The organism is Opitutaceae bacterium (assembly GCA_041395105.1).
In the GTDB taxonomy this organism is placed as follows: domain Bacteria; phylum Verrucomicrobiota; class Verrucomicrobiia; order Opitutales; family Opitutaceae; genus B12-G4.
In genome coordinates, this window is sequence record JAWLBB010000002.1 from 524662 (window position 1) to 544247 (window position 19586).

Genomic DNA, 19586 nt, shown 5'->3' on the forward strand with positions numbered 1-19586 from the left:
CTCAACCATCGATACCCCCTAAACGGATTGTGAGTTCCACCAAGCCCATTCGTGCTGCCGTCATCGGCTGCGGACATATCGGCACGCAGCACGCGCAGTTCCTCGCCCAGACCAGTCGATCCACTCTCAAATGGGTCGCCGACGTCTCTGCCGACGCGGTCAGGCAACTCGCAGAAGCAACCGGAACATCCGCAACGACAGACCCGGAAGACATCTTCAGGGACCCCGAGGTCGACGCGGTGTGGATCTGCACCCATCACGACAGCCATCGTTCCCTAGCCATCCGGGCCGCCGAGGCCGGGAAAGACGTCTTTATCGAGAAGCCACTCGCCCTGACCATTGAGGATGCCACTGCCATCGTGGAGGCGGTCGAAACGGCCGGGGTCAGGGCCACCACGGGCTTCAAGTTCCGCCATTATCCCGCGGTCATCCTGGCGCGCTCCTTCATGCCGAAACCGCTCATGACCCTGGCCCACGTGGTCGACGACGAATGGCCGGAGGGTCATTGGGCGAATGACCCAACCCGGGGCGGAGGAAACGTCCTTTCCGAGGGAGTCCATATCCTCGACCTCGTGTCTCACCTTCATCGCGGACCACCGGTCCGCCTCTACGCCGAGGGGGGGCGGCTCATGCACACAAAGGCCTTCAACCCCGACCACGCAGTCATCACCCTGACCTTCCCGGAAGGAGCGATCGCCGCCGTTGCCATCGGGGAATCCGGCCAGCCTCCCCTCACCTCGAAGTTCGGCATCCAGATGAGTGACGGCCGCCGCAGCCTGAACCTGCATCATCGCCTGACCGCGCTGGAAATGCGTGGTCCGGAAGGCAATGCCTCCCATCACGATCCCGGGGAGGTCGGAATCGAGGCCATCGATGCGGCCTTCCTCGACGCTCTCATCCATGGGACCACCCCGTCCTGCACCGCGAGAGACGGCCTGCGGGCGACCGCCCTGGTTCTGGCCGCCTTCGAATCCATGAATCGACGCACCCCGATTGATCTGACCCGGCCTCCGTTCGTCGATGTCATGAGGCATCCGGAATGATCGATTTCGCCAACAGCCCGATTCGGCGCTCCCTCCTTTCCTCGACCCGCCGTTACGGATGGGAATACTGGGACCCTGAAAAGAGGGAAAGTGTCGGGCCCCGCGACAACCTCTGGTTCGCCATCGCGCTTCTCCTCTCCGACGACCAGACTGAAAGCAACCTCGGTCAATCGATTCTCGGCGCCGCCCCCCTCGCCGATTCCACCCATACGCCGGCCACCCTGCTCGCCGTCCTCCATATTCTCTCCGACCGGCTGACCCCGGAAACCGCAGCTCATCTCGAGAGGCAGGTCGCCCTTTCCCTGCCGGCCGCGGCCGGGAACGACTGGCACGACGGCAACGTCAATCACCCGCTCGCCGCCTGGTCCGCGCTCATCCTCGGCGGTGAGCGGACCGGAGACGATCTCGCGGTCGCCCTTGGAACCCAGCGGCTCCATCGCCTGCGCCGGACCCTCGGCGACCGGCGTCATGCCTTTCACCGACAGTCCGCATTTTCTGAATACAACAGCCCGACCTATACCGCTCTCGATCTCTGGTTCCTTGCCCTGATTGCGGAATTTTCCCAACGGGAAGAACCCCGGTCCATTGCCCGGTTTCTGGAAGAGCGACTGTGGATGGATGTCGCGCTTCATTTCCACGCCCCCAGCGGTCAATTCTCCGGTCCGCACTCGCGGGCCTATCTTGAGGATTCGTTCGGAGGGTATTCGGGGCTCCATTGCACCCTGGCCGTCGCCCTCGACAGGGAGCTGCCCCTCGACCCGACGATGACCCGGACGATCAATCACGCCTCGGCCCTTGTCCAGAACGGACTCGTCGCCATCCTGCCTTTTCACCTCCCGGAGAAGGCACGCACCCTCGCCTTTCACAAGCCGTTCCCATCCCTCGTCCGTCTCAACACCTACGGCGAAAGCTATCACGAGAACCACGCCACGGCGGGCTTTGACGACACTGTCTACCCGGGGGGATGGAGCGGTCTGACCAGCTACCAGGACCTCGAATTCGCCCTCGGGACAGCGACTCGCCCCTACGTCAATGCGGGCCATGCGGACGCCTTCGTCGTTCGGATCCGTCGCAACAAGACCATCCTGGCAGCCACCGACTTCCGCTCCATCGTCTGCCGCGGTGTCTTCAACGATTCCCTTCCGGGCCAGCCCAACCCCGTCCACGTGACCGGGGGAAAGACGGACGCGACCTACCTCTACGAAGAAGGCCGTACCGCGACCCTTCAGCACCGGAACAAGGCCCTTGTCCTCTACAACCCGAAGGCCTTGCCCCGGGGTCCGTTCACCGGCTTCCGGGTCGATCTGATGATCAGCCCCGACCTTCCATTCGACCGATTCCTGGCAGATGGGAAACCGATCGCCGGTCTTCCCGTCCAGCTCGAGACGGGATCCCGGATAACCTTTCAGGATTTTCAGACCTGCGGCCTGATCATCCCGCTGAGCCCGGCGCCTTCGGCCGGCCCGTGCCCGATCCGGATCCACCGGGTGAACGGATGCCTGCTTGTCTCCATCGTCAATCACGAGGGCACGTCCATGGAAAGAACTGAAAGGGAACTCCTGCGTTGGTGCAACGGATTCTACTGCGAGTTCTGGCAGGTCGGCAATTTCGAGGCATTCAGCCGGTTTGAAGAATACGCCGCCTCGGTTCGGATAACGGAATCCGTGGCCCCATCCGGAGAACGACGCGTCGACGTTCATTCCGGCAGGGATCATCTTCGACTGGTCCACGATCCACGCTCGGAACACATTCTCGACCAGACCGTGAATGGCCGTGACAATCGGATCCGGCATTTCGAAGCGACCTCGCTGAACGACGGACATGCCCTCATCCCGGAAGGAACCCTTTATGGTGCGGAGGCCTGGGACGCCTGGACGCCGCCCCCGGTCGCGGAAAGATGAATAGAGAAGCGCTCAAAGGCTACGCATTCATCCTGCCCTGGCTGCTCGGATTCGTTCTCCTGACGGCGGGACCGATGGCCTATTCACTCTATCTCAGTTTCACCGCCTCCAACCTCCTCTCGCCGCCGGAGTGGATCGGATTGGAAAACTACCGGAGGATGCTTGTCGAGGATCCTCTTTTCTACCGCAGTCTGTTCAACACCGGATTCTATGCCGGCTTGAGTGTTCCACTCGGCCTCATCCTTTCCATCGCCCTTGCCCTCATCCTGAACGCACCGGTCCGCGGTATCGGTTTTTTCAGGACGCTGTTCTTCCTGCCCTCGGTCACCAACATGGTGGCGGTGGCGGTCCTCTGGACCTGGATCTTCAATCCCGAATTCGGCCTGCTCAATTCGGGCCTGCGCGTCATCGGGATCGACGGACCCTACTGGATGCAGAGCGATGCCTGGGCCAAACCCGCCCTGATCCTCATGTCACTCTGGACGGTCGGGGGACAGATGATCATTTTCCTTGCCGCCCTCCAGGGGGTTCCTTCCGAGATGCTTGAGGCGGCGGCACTGGATGGTGCCGGCCGTCGCCGTCGGTTTTTCGCGGTGACCCTGCCGATGATCTCTCCGGCGATTCTCTTCAATCTGATCATGGGCCTGATCGGCGCCCTTCAGGTCTTCACCCAGGCCTTTGTCATGACAGGCGGAGTTCAACCGGGCAGTGAAGGCGGTCCCAACAACTCCACCCTTTTCGTCGTCCTCTATATCTACAAGAAGGCGTTTCAGGAGTTCGACATGGGGTACGCGTCGGCCATGTCCTGGGGCCTCTTCGTCATCGTGATCACCCTCACAGCCCTGGCTTGGCGCCTCTCCCGCGACCGGGTCCATTATTCCGGACGATGAAGAGGGGTGTGCTCCAGTCCGTCCTTCAGCCGACCCGGCTCGAGCCCGGAACCTCTCCCGGCCGCGGCGCCGCGGTCGTCGTGCGGATCATCGTCACCTATCTTGTCCTCATCCTGCTTGGGGGACTCTTCAGTATCCCCATCATCTGGATGGTCAGCACCTCATTGCACAGTCTGAACGGGGTGTTCAGCCAACCGTTCAAGTGGTTGCCGGATCCGGTCCATTGGGAGAACTACCGACGGGCGGTCAGCATCCTGCCATTTCCCCGGTTTCTCCTCAACACCGTCATGATCACCGCTCCGGTCATGGGGGCGACGTTGGTCTCGTCGGCCCTGGTCGCCTACGGCTTTGCCCGGTTCCGGTTTCCCGGCCGCGACCTTCTCTTCGCTGTCTGCCTCGCCACCATGATGCTCCCCGGCCAGGTCACGATGATCCCGCTCTACATTGTTTTCGCCCATCTTGGCTGGATCGACACTTATCTGCCCCTCATCGTGCCCAGTCTCTTCGGATCTCCGTTCTATATCTTTCTCCTTCGCCAGTTCTTCCTCACCATTCCGGTTGACTCGGAAGAGGCCGCCTTCATTGACGGGGCCGGCCGCTTGCGGATCTGGTGGAGCATCATTCTGCCGCAGGCCCGTCCGGCCCTGGCCACCGTCCTCATCTTCAGTTTCATCGGAACCTGGAACGACTTCTTCGGACCACTGGTCTATCTGAACAGCCCGGAGAAAGCCACCCTGACCCTCGGCCTCAATCTGATGAAGACACAGATCCTGGGTTCGGGCGTTGTCGAGTGGAACACTCTCATGGCCGCATCGCTGCTCGTTCTCCTCCCCAACATCATCATCTTTGCCCTCGCCCAGCGCCAATTTGTCCAAGGCATCACAATGGGGGGCGGAAAAACATGAGATCATTCAACCTGCCCGAAAACCGATGGCTCACCCCACTCGCCCGGTTCCTCATAGCCGTCGCAATCGTCGGAGTTCTGCCGGGCTGCCGACGGTCGGAAACAGCCGGTCGGCCCGTCGTCACTTTCAATTGCCCGGCCAATGCCCAGGAGATCGCGGAACTCCGGGAGGATCTCCCCGTCTTTCTCGAATCCTCCGGAATCGAAGTGAAACTCAACCCCTTCAGCGGCGAGGAGAAACTCTACGCTATGATGGCGGCCCGGCAGGCTCCGGATATCTTTTATACCAACAGCGCCGTCCGGGACCGGCTGGCCGCCGAGGGCCGTCTCCTCGACCTGAGCCCCTTCATCGCGGGTGACCCTGTTCTCTCCGCCTTCCCGGCTGGAGTCATCGATGCCGCCCGCTCGGTTGACGGAGGCCTCTACTCCATCCCCAACTACACCCACACCTGCGGTGTCTACTACAACCGGGCCGCCTTCGCGGAGGCCGGTCTCGAACCGCCCCGAACCGACTGGACCTGGGACGAGATGCGTGCCGCCGCGATCCGCCTGACCGCAGAGCCGGAGGCCGACGGCCGAATCGATCGCTACGGGATCTTCATCCCCGCCCACTTCATCGAGATGCTGGAGCAGATGAACCACGCGCCGATCCACCGAAACACTCTCTTCCTCGAAATCTCACCCCAGGCCCGCCAGGTTCATGAGGACTACCTTGCCCTGATCCGGGACGGGGTCATGCCGGACATCCGACGGGTCCAGGCCCTCGGCATGCAGGCCGCCCAGATGCTCCAATCCGGCCGTGTCGCCATGCTGGTCGAAGGAGTCCCTCATCCTGGAATTGTCGATACGTTGACCATCGATTGGGGACTGGCGCCCCTTCCCCGATTCGGAGACCTCGAACCCCGCTACTTCAAGTCCGACAGCGGGGGCCTTTCGATCAGCAGTGCCACCAGGTTCCCGGAAGCCGCCTGGAGGTCGCTCATCTGGCTCGTCGCCGAAGCCCCGGCCTATCAGCCCAACCCGATTCTCGACGGAACCGAATTCGCCGACGAATGGGTCGCCCGACACCCCCGGGCGGAAGGGACCGGTTTCCGCGAGGTCTGGGATCTGAGTTTGCGTTACGCCGCTGGCGATCCCCGTTACTTCGTCCGCTTTTCCTCGTGGACCACCAATGCGATCCTCACCCGCTTCCAGCCTCTCCTCGACCAACTCTGGTCCGGTGCGATCGGTCCGGCCGATCTCGAAGCTGCCGTGCCCGGGATCAACCTCGAGGTACGACGTGAGCTGGACCGGCAGTTGCGTTCGCGCTCACTGCTTCCGGGATTCCGGGACGCTATTGAGGCGGCGCTCGTGGAGGCGGACGCCGCGTCATCCAACCTGATTCCGCCATGAGCCCGTCCGCCCAACTGACCTTCGAACGACGAACCCGGACCGGGGGTAGGATTCGTCTCCGCGGGCAGGTGATCGCCACGATCCGCCGCCTCGAGCTCCGCGACCTGAAACTCAAGCCGACCGGGAAGAGCATCCTCGATGAGAGAGCAGGCATGCCTCTTTATTGGAGGCAATACGCCGAACATGGGGATCCTGAGCGAAGCGCCCGTTATCGCGGGGAGATTCAGGTCCTTGGGCAGAGCGGAACCCGCCTTCAACTGCGGATCCGCTCATCGACCCGGTCGGGCGACATGGAGAGCGATTTCCGAGTCTCCTTTCACCTGCGGCGCGCGGATGACGCAATTGAGGTCCGGGTGGCCGCCCGTCTGACTGTTCCCGCCGGCCGGACCTGGCGGGTCACGCCGAATCCTCACCACGGCGAAGTGACCTTCTGCACCTTCTGGCCTGCGGGGGCCTTTTCACCGGACGGGACCGCCGCAAAGCGCTTCGACTCCTGCCTGCTCAAGCCCAAAACCGGCCGATCACGGCGCATTCCCCACAATCATCTCGAAGGCGGAGACAAGGACAACCTCCGACTGAAACCGGGTGATAGATTTGCCTGGGGGGTCGAAGACGAGAACCCCTGCCTCACGCTGCTCGACGGCGGCGCGGTGGAGGCGGGACTGTGTGCCTATATGTGGGACGCCCATTTCGGACTCAGGTTCTGCCGGGGAGCCGAGCCCGTTGATCTTGAGGGGCCGTTCGAACGTTCGGTCTCTTTTCAAATAGCCGCCCTATCCCGGCGAACCGCCGCCCGGTGGTTGCGCGAGAGCCGGACCAGGCGGGTTGGAGCCAACAGGGACACACCGGTCTATCATGGAGGTCTTCATACCTTTCAGGAGTCCTTTCGCGGGGCTGCGCTGTCCAATCCCGATCTGTGGCCCTGGCAGTCCACAGTCGTTGAAGGGCGCCCTGATGGGATCTGCTTGGCCCGCGAGACGACACTCGGCTACGGGGACCCTTATTCCCTGAGGATCGATCACGGGGCGGCGGCGCTCAGCCGATGGGAGGCGACCACGCTCGGTCCGGCCTTCGGCGAACCGGCCTTCACCCGGGGCGGCTGTCTCAGGCTGACCGCAATGGTCCGAACGGATGCCCTCGCGGGTACCGCCTGGATCGCCATCCGATTGCACCGGACGGGGCGGGGATCGGTCCATTCACCTGATGACTACGAGATCTTTGAGAGTCCGCACCTCGGCCAAGCCCCCGAGGGATGGGTGAGACTTGAGATCAAAACCCCTCCGATTCAGCCCGCTCCGGACCGGGTTCACCTGCTGCTGCAGTTCAAAGGCCGGGGCTCGGTCTGGTTCGACAATGTCGAATTGAGCCGCCTGCCGCCGGCAAGCCACCCGTCATGAGTCCCCGCGATTCCTCCGCCTTTCACCGTCTCGCCCCCGGCCGGTTCGGGCTCACCTTCCGGTCACCTCCGGACACCGTCATGCGGATCGAGGTGACCTTCGGGATTCCCTCCTGTTACTTGAATCCATTTTTCCGATACGCATGCCGGACCGACCCGTCCACGCCGTTCACTTTTCCCCACTTCCGCTTCAACCCCGGGCCACCGGGCCGGAGGGTCGGGCCGTGGCCGGGGTGGCGCGGAATCCCGAATCTTCCCGGAATCCGACTGAAATCCGGCGGCATCCTCGTCCCCGGCAGTTTCTTCTTTCTCGGCGATGAGGAAGCGACCGGCGTGCTTCGAGCGATCTTCACCCTCGAAGCAGCCCTGGGCGATGCGACCATTCTCGTGGTTGACGATGATCGGATCCTCCCCGAAGCCATCCGTTGGTTTCCGGGCGGGACCTCGCGGGCCTCCCACCATCCCGTCGCGCTCCGACCAGAACTGATCGGGCAACATCCAAGGCTCCTTTTGGGTCGGGACGACCTCGACTCAATCCGCCGGCGGAGGCTCGGGCACGGATTTCATTTCCAGCATCTGGTCGACCTGCTGGCAGACGCCGACCGTCCGTTCGAAGTCACCCCGGAATCCAAGGCGCTTCCCGGTCCGGAGAGGCTATCGCCGGAAGACCACCTTCTCATCCACGCTTTGATGGCCTTGGTCGACCCGGCAGAGAACACGTTGAAGACCGCCCGCAAGACCCTGCGGCAGCACCTCCGAATGGCCAGTCGGCCCGATTATCCGCCGATGGGAATCGACACCCAGAGCGGGGAATCGCTCTTCATTGCCTGCCTGGCCTTCGACTGGCTCCACAACAACCTTCCGGAGACCGAGCAACGGGCCGCCCGGCGGGCCCTGCGCAAGATGGCCGAAATCTGCCGTCATCACCTAGGACCCGAAAGACGGGATTACGGGCAGGCCCACTACCTCGGATGCGGCCTCGGGCTGCTCACCTATGCTTTTCTCATGTGGGAAACCGATCCCGAGGCAGCCGCCTGGGCTGCGGAGTTGCGGGGCGCCTTCGACCGTGTTCTCGACATGCTTCCACCCGACGGCGCCTACCCGCACGGAATCAATCTCTGGATCTACGAGTACGGTTTCATCCTCCGGTGGCTGGAAGTGATCCGTCACTGCACGGGAGAAAACCTCTGGTCGGTCAACCCGCACTTTGCCCGGGCCTCACGCTTCCGGGCTGCGACCACTTCTGCCGACAACCTCCACGGGATAACCTTTGGCGACCCGCAGTTCCGGGTATCGGGCGACAGCTGGTGTCATTTCCTGATCGCCGCGCGGACCGGTTCGACCGCCGCTCAGGCACTCGGGAATCAACTCATAGACAACCCCCACGCCGGGATTGATCACCGTCACATCCCTCCACGCCGGCGGGTTTATGAATATCTTTGGCATGAGCCGAAGCAGAAGGCAGCAAAGCTCGCCGACGGCCTCCACGTTTTCCGTGACACCGGGCAGGTCTTTCTGCGCCGATCCGGTCGATTGCTGACCCTGCGCTCCGGTCCCCTCCTCGGCCGGCAACGGCGATCCGGAGGTGAATGGGGTGGTTACGGCCACAGCGACCCCTGCCAGGGTGCCTTTCTGCTCTGGAGCGACGAACACTTCGTCGCCAGCGGACCGGGGCCGGTCTATCGGAGGGATACCGCGATGCACAATGCCATCACCATCGACGGTCGGGGACAGGCCGGGGACGGAGGGGTCTGGGCGCCCGATTTCCTTCCCCCGGAGTTCATCCCGGAAAATCCCGAGGTCGTCACAGGGAAAGACAAGATCACCATCCGGATGGATCTGACGCCGACCTACCTGCGCCATCTCGGCGTGATCCGCCATATCCGGACCCTGCACATCGATGACCGGATGACCATCGTCGGGAGAGACGAAGTGAAGCTGCGGCGTGCCCGCCGGATTGGCTGGCACTTCCATAGCTGGTGCCCGGTCCGGATCATCCGCAAACGGGACAAACCGGAATTCACTCTGGGCTCACTAGCTCGGATCGTCTTCCGCCGTTCGACCGGCACCGTCCTTTCCAATCGGCCGGAGGACTTCGTCCCGGCCTACCCTCATGACGGGCGGCGCGGACGCGAAATCACCGTCAGACGATACGCCGCGCAAACGGTCTTCAACTGGCAACTGGACTGGCTCTGAGTACTTCGACTCCGCCTATCTCAGGTGAATGACGACCTCGCGCTCGACTTCATCCCGCTTGACGATCGACGGCGCATAGAGGGGCGGACCCATCCGGAATCCGGGATTGTTGGAGAACCCATAGGGTTCCTTTGGTATCCGCATGAAGCCGGTCTCCATCGCGCCATTGTCGTTGACATCGTGGTACAGGCTGATCGCGAACTCTTCGGGTAGCTCTTCGCGCTTGAAGACGATCTCGGTCCGCCCGTCCGGCCCAGGCCTCGCCTTGCGGGCCAGCAACGGCTCCTTCAGCCATGAATCCTCGGACCCGTAGATCGCCACCATGATGTGGCCCGTCGTGGTCTTCGCCCCCTCCACCACCACCACGATATCAGGCCCGGTCATTCCGGACGCGAGGACCTGGGTCGAGAACGCGACCAACCAAAAGAGATTCAGCCCCAGTTTACGGATCATTTCGGATAGAGTTCACTTAGGAAAATGGCGTCATCGAGAATTCCGATCGAACTGACAGCGCGGTCCGTTACCCAATGGGTGGCATAGGCGCGGCGCCACCGTTCCGAATGGTTTCGATGCGACGTATGAAGTGTATAGCCGTGATGAATGAGCACGCCTCCCTTTCGGACACAACCCAGTTTTTCCCGGCTCAGATCAACCAGGTCGGCTCGAGGCGCCTTGTTGTGGGGTTCACCTGGAATCGGTTCGTGGGGGACGAGGCCGAGCTTGTGGGACCCGTCGATATATCGCAGGCATCCGTTCTCTTCGTCAACGTCGTCCATTGCGATCCAGGCCGTGATGACATCATCGGCCGGCTCACAGAGGAAATAGGCGTTGTCCTGATGATAGGGTTTCGCGGAGCCAAACCTGGGGGGCTTCATGAAGATCTGGTCGCGGGCCAGCAGGGGCTTGCGTTCGAGAAGGTGCTCGAGGATCCCGCCCAGCTTCCGATTCAGTGCGGCCTGCCTGAAGATCGCGCTCTTTCTGAACGGATGGTCGATCTTGCGTGGAGCCAGCGTTCCGTCTTCAGCGATGTCGGCACCATAGCCCGCCTCGGAATCCTTCAGCTCCTTGGCGCTGATTTCCATGGCTTCCCGGCAGACGGATTCGATTTCCTCCGCAGAGAACACTCCCTCCACCATAACCCACCCGTTTTCCTGATAGGATTTCCTCAATTCGCTCATCGATGGCGTACTCATGGTCAAGTGTCCTGCTGCTGGTGGATTCAAGCTAAAAAACCCGCGGTGCGATCCTTTCAATCGTTACCAGGTCCCTCTGACGACACCCGGAAGACCGGCCCGTTCCCTGCTGGATCCACGATCACAGTGAACTTCCGTCCCGCACCCTCGACGGTGATCTGCCCGGGTCGATCACCGACCGGATCGATTGCCATGACGGGGGCGTCGGATCCGGTCTTCACCGGGACCAGCACGGTGAGCAGGAACGGAGTCATCGATTCAACCGACTCGAACTCCACATAGGGATAGGCGTCGGTCATCTCGGGGCCGGACTCCACTCTGGCCGATCTGATGACTGGAGCCGGATCGCAGGCCGACATCCCGAGAAGGAAGGCCCCGGGCCGGTTCACCTTGAATCGACCATCCGCCGCCTCGATTCGTCCATTTCCATCCTTGTTGTCGACAAAGAAACGGGCCTGGATTTTCGAAGCGACCGACTTCTTCGCCACCCGGTCGGCAATCAGAACAAGGGGCAGTTCCGTGATGACCAGCACGGAACGGATCGCCGACACCACGTCGGCGTTGACCAGGTGATAGGCCTGGGTGGCATCGCTCGACCAGGTCATGATCGATCCCTCGCGGTTCCAATTCGTTATTCGCGCCACCGCGTCCGAAGGGTTCGTCCCCATGCTCCCGTCGTGATACTGATGTCCTCTTCCGTCGATCAACACCGCGCTGTGGCCGAGAGTCGTCCGCATCACCCAGGCCGGATCCGTGCGCATATAGGGCGGCCGATGTGGATCGACGACGAGAACCTCACCGCCGAATTTCACAATAACCGAGTTGCGGTCGGCGTGTTCATGGTTGAACGGCCCGCCGCTTCGCAGGGCCACCACGAGATCGTCGGACGAGTGGCCGGTCCGACCCACGATCCAGTCGAGGTCGGATTTCCAAAGACTGGGGCCCTCATCCGGCGCCTCCGCCTCAAGGTCGGGATCATGGCGGAGCAGAGCATGCGCGTCGAGTGCCTGGGACAAATTGAGTGCAACCCATTGGGCGATTGGACTCTGATAAAGGGCGGCGATCCACAGGACCACTTCGCTGCTGGCCGGTGTCAGGCAGTCGCCAAAGTTCACCACGTGCGACAGGTTTCCGGCGACCGGGCAATGCATCCCGACCAGGAACCGGATGTAGCCGGGCCAGTTGACGACACCGGACCGATCCCTTCCGTCAATGGCCTGGAGGTGAACAGCCACCTCGAGGACCTGAAGGGCCGTATATCCAGAATAGGAAACACCCTCATCATTCGACCCATCCGCGCAGAAGAGATCGCCGAAGGTCTCGAAGTGATGCTCCGCCATTTCGATCCAGCGGTCCGTGTCAGCCGATCGTCCGCGGGAGCGCAGGACACAGACTGCGCCGGTCAACATGCCGTTCATCGACGCCGCTCGCAGATTGGTCGGGTAGAGAATCCAGGGCCACCGGCTGAAATCCTGATGGATTTGTTCGGGGTAGCGCTCGAGATGCTTGCACCCCGGGTCAAATCCCCAACCGACGACCTGCTCGGGATGCCGCAACCCCTCCAGACAAACGAAATTCGGCTCGATTCCCCGCGTGATCATGGCATCGAGCCAGCGATCGCGGGTCGCCCTGCTCACCCGGTCGCCCAGGAACTCGATCGCATAGCTGACCGCCGTCACCGCCCGCGATGCACGCTGGATCGCCATCGGAATCCTGCCCGCCTCGAGGAAATAATCCCACCGTGGGAACTCCATCACCTTCTCGACCGCCGCCAAAGCGAGATCCGCAGGCTCCGAACGCCCGGAAGCCGCATGATACAGAACCATCTCCTCAATCAGACCGGCCAGATAGGTGATGGCCTGCGTCTGATCGTTGGTCTCTGCCTCTTCGATCAACCGGTAGTCCTCCCCAAGGACTCTGTTCTCCAGCGCCGACCGAACCGACGCCAGCGCCGGGTGCTCGAAGTTCCTGCGGATGAGCCCGATCTCAGGGTAGGGAGACTGCATCATGTTCAAGGTCAATGGCGGCGGAAAGGAAGCAGACGGGGCAGAATCGGTTGCCCATCGATGGTCCGCACCTGGTAACCAATCAGTTACTCTCGGGCTGGAATCGGCAAGGCCAAAAAGACTCCGGCAAAAAGCTGCGGGATAGATTGCCGACTCGTCCTGTCCGCGCCGTCGCTTTTTCCTCGAATCCCGGTTCCACCCCGATCAAGATGAAAACCGCCCTGAAGACCGAGACCGACGCGGGTCTCAAACCTCCCTGCCACCCCAACTACGATGCTGATCCCCAACAACGCCGCCGCTCAAATCAAAAAGGACTACGATCGCGACGGCTACATCCACCTGCCCGGTTTTCTCAATGCCGATGAAGTCCGCGAGCTTCTCGCCAACCTGGACCGCTTCGTCCGTGAAGTCGTGCCGGGCCTGCCCAAGACCGATGTCTTCTACGAGGACAAGAGTCAGTCCACCACCCTCAAGCAGCTGATCCGCATCAATCAACACGACGGCTGGTTCGGGCGGATGATGGATGACAGTGACTTCACCCGGCTGGCCGAACTCCTGCTCGGGCGAAAAACGGCGTCACGCAACATGCAGTATTTCAACAAGCCGCCACGGATCGGGCTGGCCACTCCACCCCATCAGGACGGCTATTACTGGATGATCGATCCCTGCGAAGGACTGACCATGTGGCTGGCACTTGAAGAGGTCGACGAAGAGAACGGCTGTGTCCGCTACGCCAGAGGCTCCCATCTTCGCGGCATGCGTCCGCACTCCCGCACACAAACTCTCGGCTTCTCCCAGGGCATCAGCGATTTTCCCAACGCCGATGATCGGGCCAGCGAAGTGGTCACCCGCGCCCGGCCAGGTGATCTCCTTGTCCACGACGCCAGGACCGTCCACTGGGCCGACGCCAATACCTCGGCCTCCCGGACTCGAAAGGCCATGGGTCTCGTCTATTTCTCCGATCGGGCAAAGGTCGACGCGGAGGCGAGTGCGGCCTACCAGAAAAAGCTGGCGGAAGAACTCGAAAAAGCGGGCAAGATCTGATCCCTGTTCCCCGTGCCCCGGATCAAACGCCCCCACATCGCCCTCACCGCAGAGAAAACCGGTTCCCTGCGCTCGGTCGATGAAGTGCGCGAGGCGACCCGGGAGGGCACCGGGCGCGACCTCTGGCAGGGCATCCTCAGTCGGGCCGAGGCCGATCTCAACCGCCCCCCCATCACTCCCTGGTCCGAATTCCCGGAGCGCGAGCTCATCCACGCCCGGCATGGGAATGCGGATTGGACCGCCTGCTTTGCCGCCGGTCAGCGTGTCCTGCGGGGAGCCCTCGTTCACCTCGTGACCGGCGACGTCCGCTTTCGCGATCTGTCCCTCCGGCAGATCGCCTCTCTTTTTGACCCGGAAGACTGGCCGATGTGGTGCGACCAGGCTCATTTGCATCAGGGCTCCCCGCCGGTCGATCTGCGAACCGGCATGCTGTGCCACGATCTCGCCCTGGCCTACGACTGGCTCCATCCATCCCTGACCGATTCCGAGCGCCGTTTCATCATCGAAGGCATCGATCGCAGAGGCATCCAACCCTATCTGGCCCGCCTGCCGGGAAATCCGTTCTGGCTCAACGAAACCCACAACTGGACGACCTGCATCGTCGGCGGACTCGGCATCGCCGGCATGGCTCTCGGCGATGACCACCCGGATTCGCAACGCCTGGTCGCCATCGCGGAACCCATCATGGCGAAATGCCTGGAGGCCTATGGACCGGAGGGCGAATTCAACGAAAGCGTCGGCTATGCCGGAGCCATCCAACTCCTCGTCAACTACTACCTGGCCCGCCGTTACCAGACCGGGGATCGGGACAATCGCCTTGGCCAGGCCCCCTTCCCGCAAGCCTGCCACTGGGTCATGCGTTTCACCAACCCGCCCGGGCACTACCTGCCCTTTGGCGATGCCCACCTCCGGATGCCGGTGGCCGCACAGTCATTCGCGGCGGTGGCTGCGGCGACCCGCGACCGCGTCCTCCAGTGGTTCTTTGCCACCCACTATCAGGCCGAGCAGGTTCTCCGTCACGACTGTCGCGGCTTTCTCCTCTTCGATGACACCCTTGAGCCGGAACCTCCGGGCCCCGAGTTCCCTCTCGGACGAGCCTACCACGCCTATGGCCAGTGTATCAGCAGCCGCACCGATTGGAACCCCCACACGACCGCCTGTGTCGTCGCCGGCAAAGCCGGACGCGAGCACAATCATGCCCATAACGATGTCGGCCAGGTCGTGATCGACGGCCACGGTGAGCCCCTCATCGTCGATCTGGGATCCTGCCTCTACCCCAGTGCCGAGCTCTGGGATGAAAGACACCGGTTCTACAATTTCTCCGGTTTTGGTCACAACATCCCGATGATCGGAGACCGTGAATTGCGGATGACGCCCGATGCCCAGGGGCGCATCCTCGACGCCAGCTTCAATCGCAAGACAGGTGCCTCGTGGACGATTGATTCCACCGCAGCCTACGAGGATGTCCGCTCGGTCACCCGCACGGTTGTCCATCTCTTTCCGGGTATCGTGGCCGTTCTCGATCTTGTCGAACTGAAGCGGCCGGAGAAGGTCGTCTTGCGATGGCATACGGTCGATCGCTGCAGTCCGGATCCGGACGGGGCCTTTCTGGTAAAGGGCGAAATCGCCCGACTGGCGGGAAGGGTCATCAACCTCAATCGGCGGGAAATCCGGATCCGCCGGGGTGAACACGCCTACAAAGCGCCCTACGACCGCAACCGATTGGGCGAGCTTCAGGTCCAGAAGAACGAGAGTTTCATCGAAACGGAATCAACCGACCAGACGGTGAGGCTGCTCAGTCTCTTTGCAATCTTCGGACCCGATGCGACGCCGTCCGCCTGGATGCCCGAAGGGCGGGATTCGGCTTCGATCCCAACCGGAGACGGCGTCGTCCGGGCAGGATGGGCTTCGGGACAGCTCCGGGTTGCAAATCTGGACACTGGATGCGTCGTCCAGTTCCCGGACCCGGGATGACAACGGGAGGGGTTCCCCTCCTCCGACCAGCCCGACCGTCCCCCGGCCGTCAAATCATCCCGGACTTGCACGAATCGGCGTGCTGTTCAGGCTGAGCCGGAGAAATGTCTGATCTCCTTTCAAGTGCCCGCGCATTCGCGACCAGCGCCCACCGATCGGTCGAACTGCCCCGGCCAGGAACGGGGCGTCCTTCGATGCACAGCCCGCAACCAAACAAACCGTAGCATGGACGAATTGCGCCTAGTCAAGGGTGCTTGTCGTTGTTTTGTCTCGGACAACCGTTGCGTCTGGCCGGGGACGTCCAGCCCTACCACGGATGCTCTGATTTCGGTTGGTAGGGCGAGGGCCTCCGGACCCGCCGTCGAAGAGCAGTCAACACCTCGTTGGCTGATCCGACTCTTTCGCCAACTAAGCGCCATTCTAGCATAAACGGGTTTGTTTTTTGTCCCGAAACCAAACGTAGCACGTTTTGTTTGATTGTATCTTATCTGTCACTACAAAACGGATCCGGCCGCCGGATCCGCCGCTCCGATCGACGACCCTTCGGTCGCCGTCCGGTCCTTGGCATGCTCCTTGGCGAAGAGAACATAGAGCGACGGCACCACAAAGAGGGTGAAAAACGTTCCGATGGACATGCCGGCCACGATGACCAGACCGATGCTGTTGCGGGCCTCCGCACCGGCCCCGGTGACCAGAACCAGGGGAAAGTGGCCGAAGATGGTGGCCGCACTGGTCATCAGGATCGGCCGCAGGCGGGTCATGGAGGCCTCCTGGATCGCCTCCAGTTTGGATTTGCCCCGAAGCTGCAGCTGGTTGGCAAATTCCACCATGAGGATCCCGTTCTTGGAGACCAGGCCGATCAGGGTGACGAGCCCGACCTGGGAGTAGATATTCAGGGTGGTCGTCCAACCGTCCGTCCAGAAGGCCAGGTTCGGGTTGGGCATCTTGAGGAAGGTGAAAACCAGCGCGCCGAACATGGCCAGGGGGACCGAGCCCACCAGAATGACAAACGGATCACGGAAGCTGTTGAACTGGGCTGCCAGCACAAGGAAGATCAGGATGATGGCCAGGCCGAAGGCCGGCAGGAAGGTGTTGCCCTCGACCCGCAGCTGCCGCGACTCGCCGGTATAGTCGATCACGTAACCGCGCGGAAGAATCTCGGCCGCAGCATCCTCCAGAAAAACCAGGGCCTGGTCGAGCGGGGCGATGGCCACGCCGCTGATCGTGACGGCATTGAGCTGCTGGAAGCGGTTGAGGGATCGCGGCTGAACACTGTCGTCAAGGGTCGCAATGGTGCTCAGCGGTATGAGTTTCCCCTCCGGACCGGTCACGTAGATGTCGGAAATCTGGTCCGGATTGAGCCGTTCGATCCGCTTGATCTGGGGGATCACCTTGTAGCTGCGTCCGTCGATATTGAAGCGGTTGACGAAGTTGCCCCCGACCGCGGCCGAGAGGTCTCCTCCGACCTGCTGGAGGTTGAGCCCGAGCTCCGCCACCCGGTCGCGATCGATCCGAACCTCGGTCTGGGGTTGATCGATCTTTACGTCGATGAGCGGGGGAAAGGCAAACAGACCGCTCTGCATCGCCTTCATCTGGAGCTGACGGGCGAACTCCAGGATTTCATCTGTCTCCGCGGTCGAAGCGAGGATGAACTCGACCGGAAACTGCCCCCCTCCCGGCAGAGCGGGCGGAAGAACCGGAAACATCTGGATTCCAGGGATGGCCGCGAGCTTTCCCTGCAACTCCGGGAGGATCTCAAAGACCGTCCGGTCCCGCTTGCCCCACGGCGCAACCACCAACCCGCCGAAGCCGCCGGAGGGGAAGGTTATCTGAAAGGAAGAGTCGTATTCCCGCAGCGATTCGAACGCACTCTGGGCGGCCTCCGTGAAGGGAACCATCTGGTCAAGAGTCGAATTCGATGGAGTGTTCACAATGCCGAAAACGACTCCCTGGTCCTCGGTGGGCGCCAGTTCCTTGGGCGACTGCATGAAAAGAAGAACCGCGAGGGCGCTCAGGACAAGCCAGACAGTATAGATGACCGGTCGCATCCTCAACGTTCCTCCGACGAGCTGGCCGTAGAACTGTTTCAGCCTCTCGAAATGCCGGTTGATCATCCCGGTAAAACCCTGATGCTCGCGTTCCGCTCGAAGCAGCTTGGAGGACATGACCGGCGAAACGGTCAGGGCAACCACACCCGAAATCATGACCGCACCGGCCAGTGTCAGGGCGAACTCCCGAAAGAGCGATCCGGTCAGCCCTCCCTGCAATCCAATCGGTGCATACACCGCCGCCAGGGTGACCGTCATCGCGATGATCGGCCCGAGCAACTCCCGGGCCCCCAGGATGGCGGCGTCAAACGGTTTCTGCCCCTCCCGCAGGTGGCGTTCGACGTTCTCCACCACCACGATGGCATCGTCCACCACCAATCCGACCGAAAGCACCACCGCCAGCAGGGTCAGCAGATTCAGGGTGAACCCGAACATCTGCATGAGGAAGACCGCTCCGATCAGGGACACCGGGATGGCGACCAGCGGCACGAGGACCGAGCGCAGGGAACCAAGGAAGAGATAGATGACAATGACGACAATCAACAGGGTTTCGGCGAGGGTCTTGATGACTTCATCGATCGCATCCTGGATATAGGCCGTCGCATCGTAGGCCACGGTGCCCACGATCCCCGGAGGCAGGTCCTTCCTGATCTCCTCCATCTCGGCTGTGATCCGCTTGATCACGTCGAGGGAATTCGCATTGGGAAGCGACCAGATCCCGATGAAGACCGCCTTCTGACCGGAGAACCTCACTTCGGCATCGTAACTCTCGGCCCCGAGAACCACATCGGCGATATCTTCAAGCCGGACGATGGCCCCGGCGTTTTCCCGGACGACCAGTTTCTTGAACTCCTCCACCGAACGCAGGTCGGTATTGGCCGTAAGATTGACCTGGATAAGCGAACCCTTGGTCTGACCGATGGCCGAAAGATAATTGTTCTGGGCGATGGCCTGGCGCACCTGAACCGGGCTGACATTGTAGGCCGCCATCCGCTCGGGTTTGAGCCAGACGCGCATGGCGAAGGTCCGGGCGCCCAGAATATCCGCCCGCTGGACGCCCTCGACCGCCGACAGACGGGGTTGAATGGCCCGGACCAGGTAATCCGTGATTTCATTCTGCTCGAGGACGTCGGACGCGAAGCTCAGGTATGCGGAGGCAAACTGGCTGTCGGCAGACTCGATATTGATGATCGGGACCTCCGCTTCCGGCGGCAGGTCACCCCGGACCTGATCCACCTTAGAGCTGATCTCCGACAATGCCTTGTTCGAGTCGTAATTGAGCTTCAGGCGGGCCGTGATGGTCGAGACGCTGAGGGAGCTCTGCGACTGGATGAAATCAATCCCGTCCGCCGCCGCGATGGCCCGCTCCAGCGGCGTGGTGATAAAGCCCCGGACCAGATCGGCGTTGGCTCCCACATAAATCGTCGTCACCGTGATCGAGGCGTTCTCGCTGCGCGGATACTGGCGGACGTTGAGGGAACGGATGGCCTGAAGACCCGCCACAATGATCACCAGATTGATGACCACCGCAAGGACGGGACGGCGTACGAAGAGATCGGTAAACTTCATCGGCTGATTCCGGTCGGAAGTTGCAGGGGG

At 62.0% G+C, this 19586-nt stretch carries 13 protein-coding genes; 9 read left to right on the forward strand and 4 right to left on the reverse strand.

Annotated elements, in window-relative coordinates; all coding sequences use genetic code 11:
* Window positions 1–29: 29 nt before the first annotated feature.
* The 7 genes from R3F07_09040 to R3F07_09070 are packed head-to-tail and all read left to right on the forward strand — an operon-like array spanning window position 30 to window position 9722.
* The gene (locus tag R3F07_09040; protein MEZ5276510.1) at window positions 30–1043 is read left to right on the forward strand and encodes a Gfo/Idh/MocA family oxidoreductase; all 1014 of its coding nucleotides are present in this window, start codon (window positions 30–32) and stop codon (window positions 1041–1043) included.
* Window positions 1040–2944, forward strand: a complete 1905-nt coding sequence (locus R3F07_09045; protein ID MEZ5276511.1) for a hypothetical protein — start codon at window positions 1040–1042, stop codon at window positions 2942–2944. The genes R3F07_09040 and R3F07_09045 overlap by 4 nt, the downstream gene beginning before the upstream one ends.
* Entirely contained in the window at window positions 2941–3834 is an 894-nt protein-coding gene (locus R3F07_09050) for a sugar ABC transporter permease (protein MEZ5276512.1), read from the forward strand. The genes R3F07_09045 and R3F07_09050 overlap by 4 nt, the downstream gene beginning before the upstream one ends.
* Entirely contained in the window at window positions 3831–4739 is a 909-nt protein-coding gene (locus R3F07_09055; protein MEZ5276513.1) for a carbohydrate ABC transporter permease, read from the forward strand. Before R3F07_09050 ends, R3F07_09055 begins: the two co-directional genes overlap by 4 nt.
* The gene (locus R3F07_09060; GenBank protein MEZ5276514.1) at window positions 4736–6130 is read left to right on the forward strand and encodes an extracellular solute-binding protein; all 1395 of its coding nucleotides are present in this window, start codon (window positions 4736–4738) and stop codon (window positions 6128–6130) included. Before R3F07_09055 ends, R3F07_09060 begins: the two co-directional genes overlap by 4 nt.
* Window positions 6127–7527 carry a hypothetical protein gene (locus R3F07_09065; protein MEZ5276515.1) on the forward strand — a complete coding sequence of 467 codons (1401 nt, stop codon included), beginning with the start codon at window positions 6127–6129 and terminating at the stop codon, window positions 7525–7527. The genes R3F07_09060 and R3F07_09065 overlap by 4 nt, the downstream gene beginning before the upstream one ends.
* Window positions 7524–9722, forward strand: coding sequence for a heparinase II/III family protein (locus tag R3F07_09070; GenBank protein MEZ5276516.1), 2199 nt, complete (start codon window positions 7524–7526; stop codon window positions 9720–9722). The genes R3F07_09065 and R3F07_09070 overlap by 4 nt, the downstream gene beginning before the upstream one ends.
* Window positions 9723–9737: 15 nt before the next feature.
* Here the strand turns inward: R3F07_09070 and R3F07_09075 are convergent, their stop codons facing one another.
* Genes R3F07_09075 through R3F07_09085 form a run of 3 tightly spaced genes read right to left on the reverse strand, consistent with a single transcriptional unit; the run spans window position 9738 to window position 12924 of the window.
* Window positions 9738–10175 (reverse strand): DUF2141 domain-containing protein, encoded by a 438-nt coding sequence (locus R3F07_09075; GenBank protein MEZ5276517.1) that lies wholly within the window; start codon window positions 10173–10175, stop codon window positions 9738–9740.
* Window positions 10172–10915, reverse strand: coding sequence for a phytanoyl-CoA dioxygenase family protein (locus R3F07_09080; protein ID MEZ5276518.1), 744 nt, complete (start codon window positions 10913–10915; stop codon window positions 10172–10174). The genes R3F07_09075 and R3F07_09080 overlap by 4 nt, the downstream gene beginning before the upstream one ends.
* A gap of 56 nt (window positions 10916–10971) precedes the next feature.
* Window positions 10972–12924, reverse strand: a complete 1953-nt coding sequence (locus R3F07_09085) for a heparinase II/III family protein (protein MEZ5276519.1) — start codon at window positions 12922–12924, stop codon at window positions 10972–10974.
* 270 nt (window positions 12925–13194) lie between these two features.
* On the opposite strand from R3F07_09085, the gene R3F07_09090 reads away from it, so the two are divergent.
* Together R3F07_09090 and R3F07_09095 are read left to right on the forward strand one after the other, a co-directional pair.
* Window positions 13195–13965, forward strand: a complete 771-nt coding sequence (locus R3F07_09090) for a phytanoyl-CoA dioxygenase family protein (protein MEZ5276520.1) — start codon at window positions 13195–13197, stop codon at window positions 13963–13965.
* A gap of 12 nt (window positions 13966–13977) precedes the next feature.
* The gene (locus tag R3F07_09095; protein ID MEZ5276521.1) at window positions 13978–15939 is read left to right on the forward strand and encodes a heparinase II/III family protein; all 1962 of its coding nucleotides are present in this window, start codon (window positions 13978–13980) and stop codon (window positions 15937–15939) included.
* Between the two features lie 494 nt (window positions 15940–16433).
* Here R3F07_09095 and R3F07_09100 read toward each other — a convergent pair whose 3' ends face one another.
* The gene (locus R3F07_09100) at window positions 16434–19556 is read right to left on the reverse strand and encodes an efflux RND transporter permease subunit (GenBank protein MEZ5276522.1); all 3123 of its coding nucleotides are present in this window, start codon (window positions 19554–19556) and stop codon (window positions 16434–16436) included.
* Window positions 19557–19586: the final 30 nt, after the last annotated feature.

Bases quoted from the DNA above. Each gene is read 5' to 3' on its own strand.
- R3F07_09045 (MEZ5276511.1), top strand. From the start codon at position 1,040: ATGATCGATTTCGCCAACAGCCCGATTCGGCGCTCCCTCCTTTCCTCG.
- R3F07_09050 (MEZ5276512.1), top strand. From the start codon at position 2,941: ATGAATAGAGAAGCGCTCAAAGGCTACGCATTCATCCTGCCCTGGCTG.
- R3F07_09055 (MEZ5276513.1), top strand. From the start codon at position 3,831: ATGAAGAGGGGTGTGCTCCAGTCCGTCCTTCAGCCGACCCGGCTCGAG.
- R3F07_09060 (MEZ5276514.1), top strand. From the start codon at position 4,736: ATGAGATCATTCAACCTGCCCGAAAACCGATGGCTCACCCCACTCGCC.
- R3F07_09065 (MEZ5276515.1), top strand. From the start codon at position 6,127: ATGAGCCCGTCCGCCCAACTGACCTTCGAACGACGAACCCGGACCGGG.
- R3F07_09070 (MEZ5276516.1), top strand. From the start codon at position 7,524: ATGAGTCCCCGCGATTCCTCCGCCTTTCACCGTCTCGCCCCCGGCCGG.
- R3F07_09075 (MEZ5276517.1), bottom strand. From the start codon at position 10,175: ATGATCCGTAAACTGGGGCTGAATCTCTTTTGGTTGGTCGCGTTCTCG.
- R3F07_09080 (MEZ5276518.1), bottom strand. From the start codon at position 10,915: ATGAGTACGCCATCGATGAGCGAATTGAGGAAATCCTATCAGGAAAAC.
- R3F07_09085 (MEZ5276519.1), bottom strand. From the start codon at position 12,924: ATGATGCAGTCTCCCTACCCTGAGATCGGGCTCATCCGCAGGAACTTC.
- R3F07_09090 (MEZ5276520.1), top strand. From the start codon at position 13,195: ATGCTGATCCCCAACAACGCCGCCGCTCAAATCAAAAAGGACTACGAT.
- R3F07_09100 (MEZ5276522.1), bottom strand. From the start codon at position 19,556: ATGAAGTTTACCGATCTCTTCGTACGCCGTCCCGTCCTTGCGGTGGTC.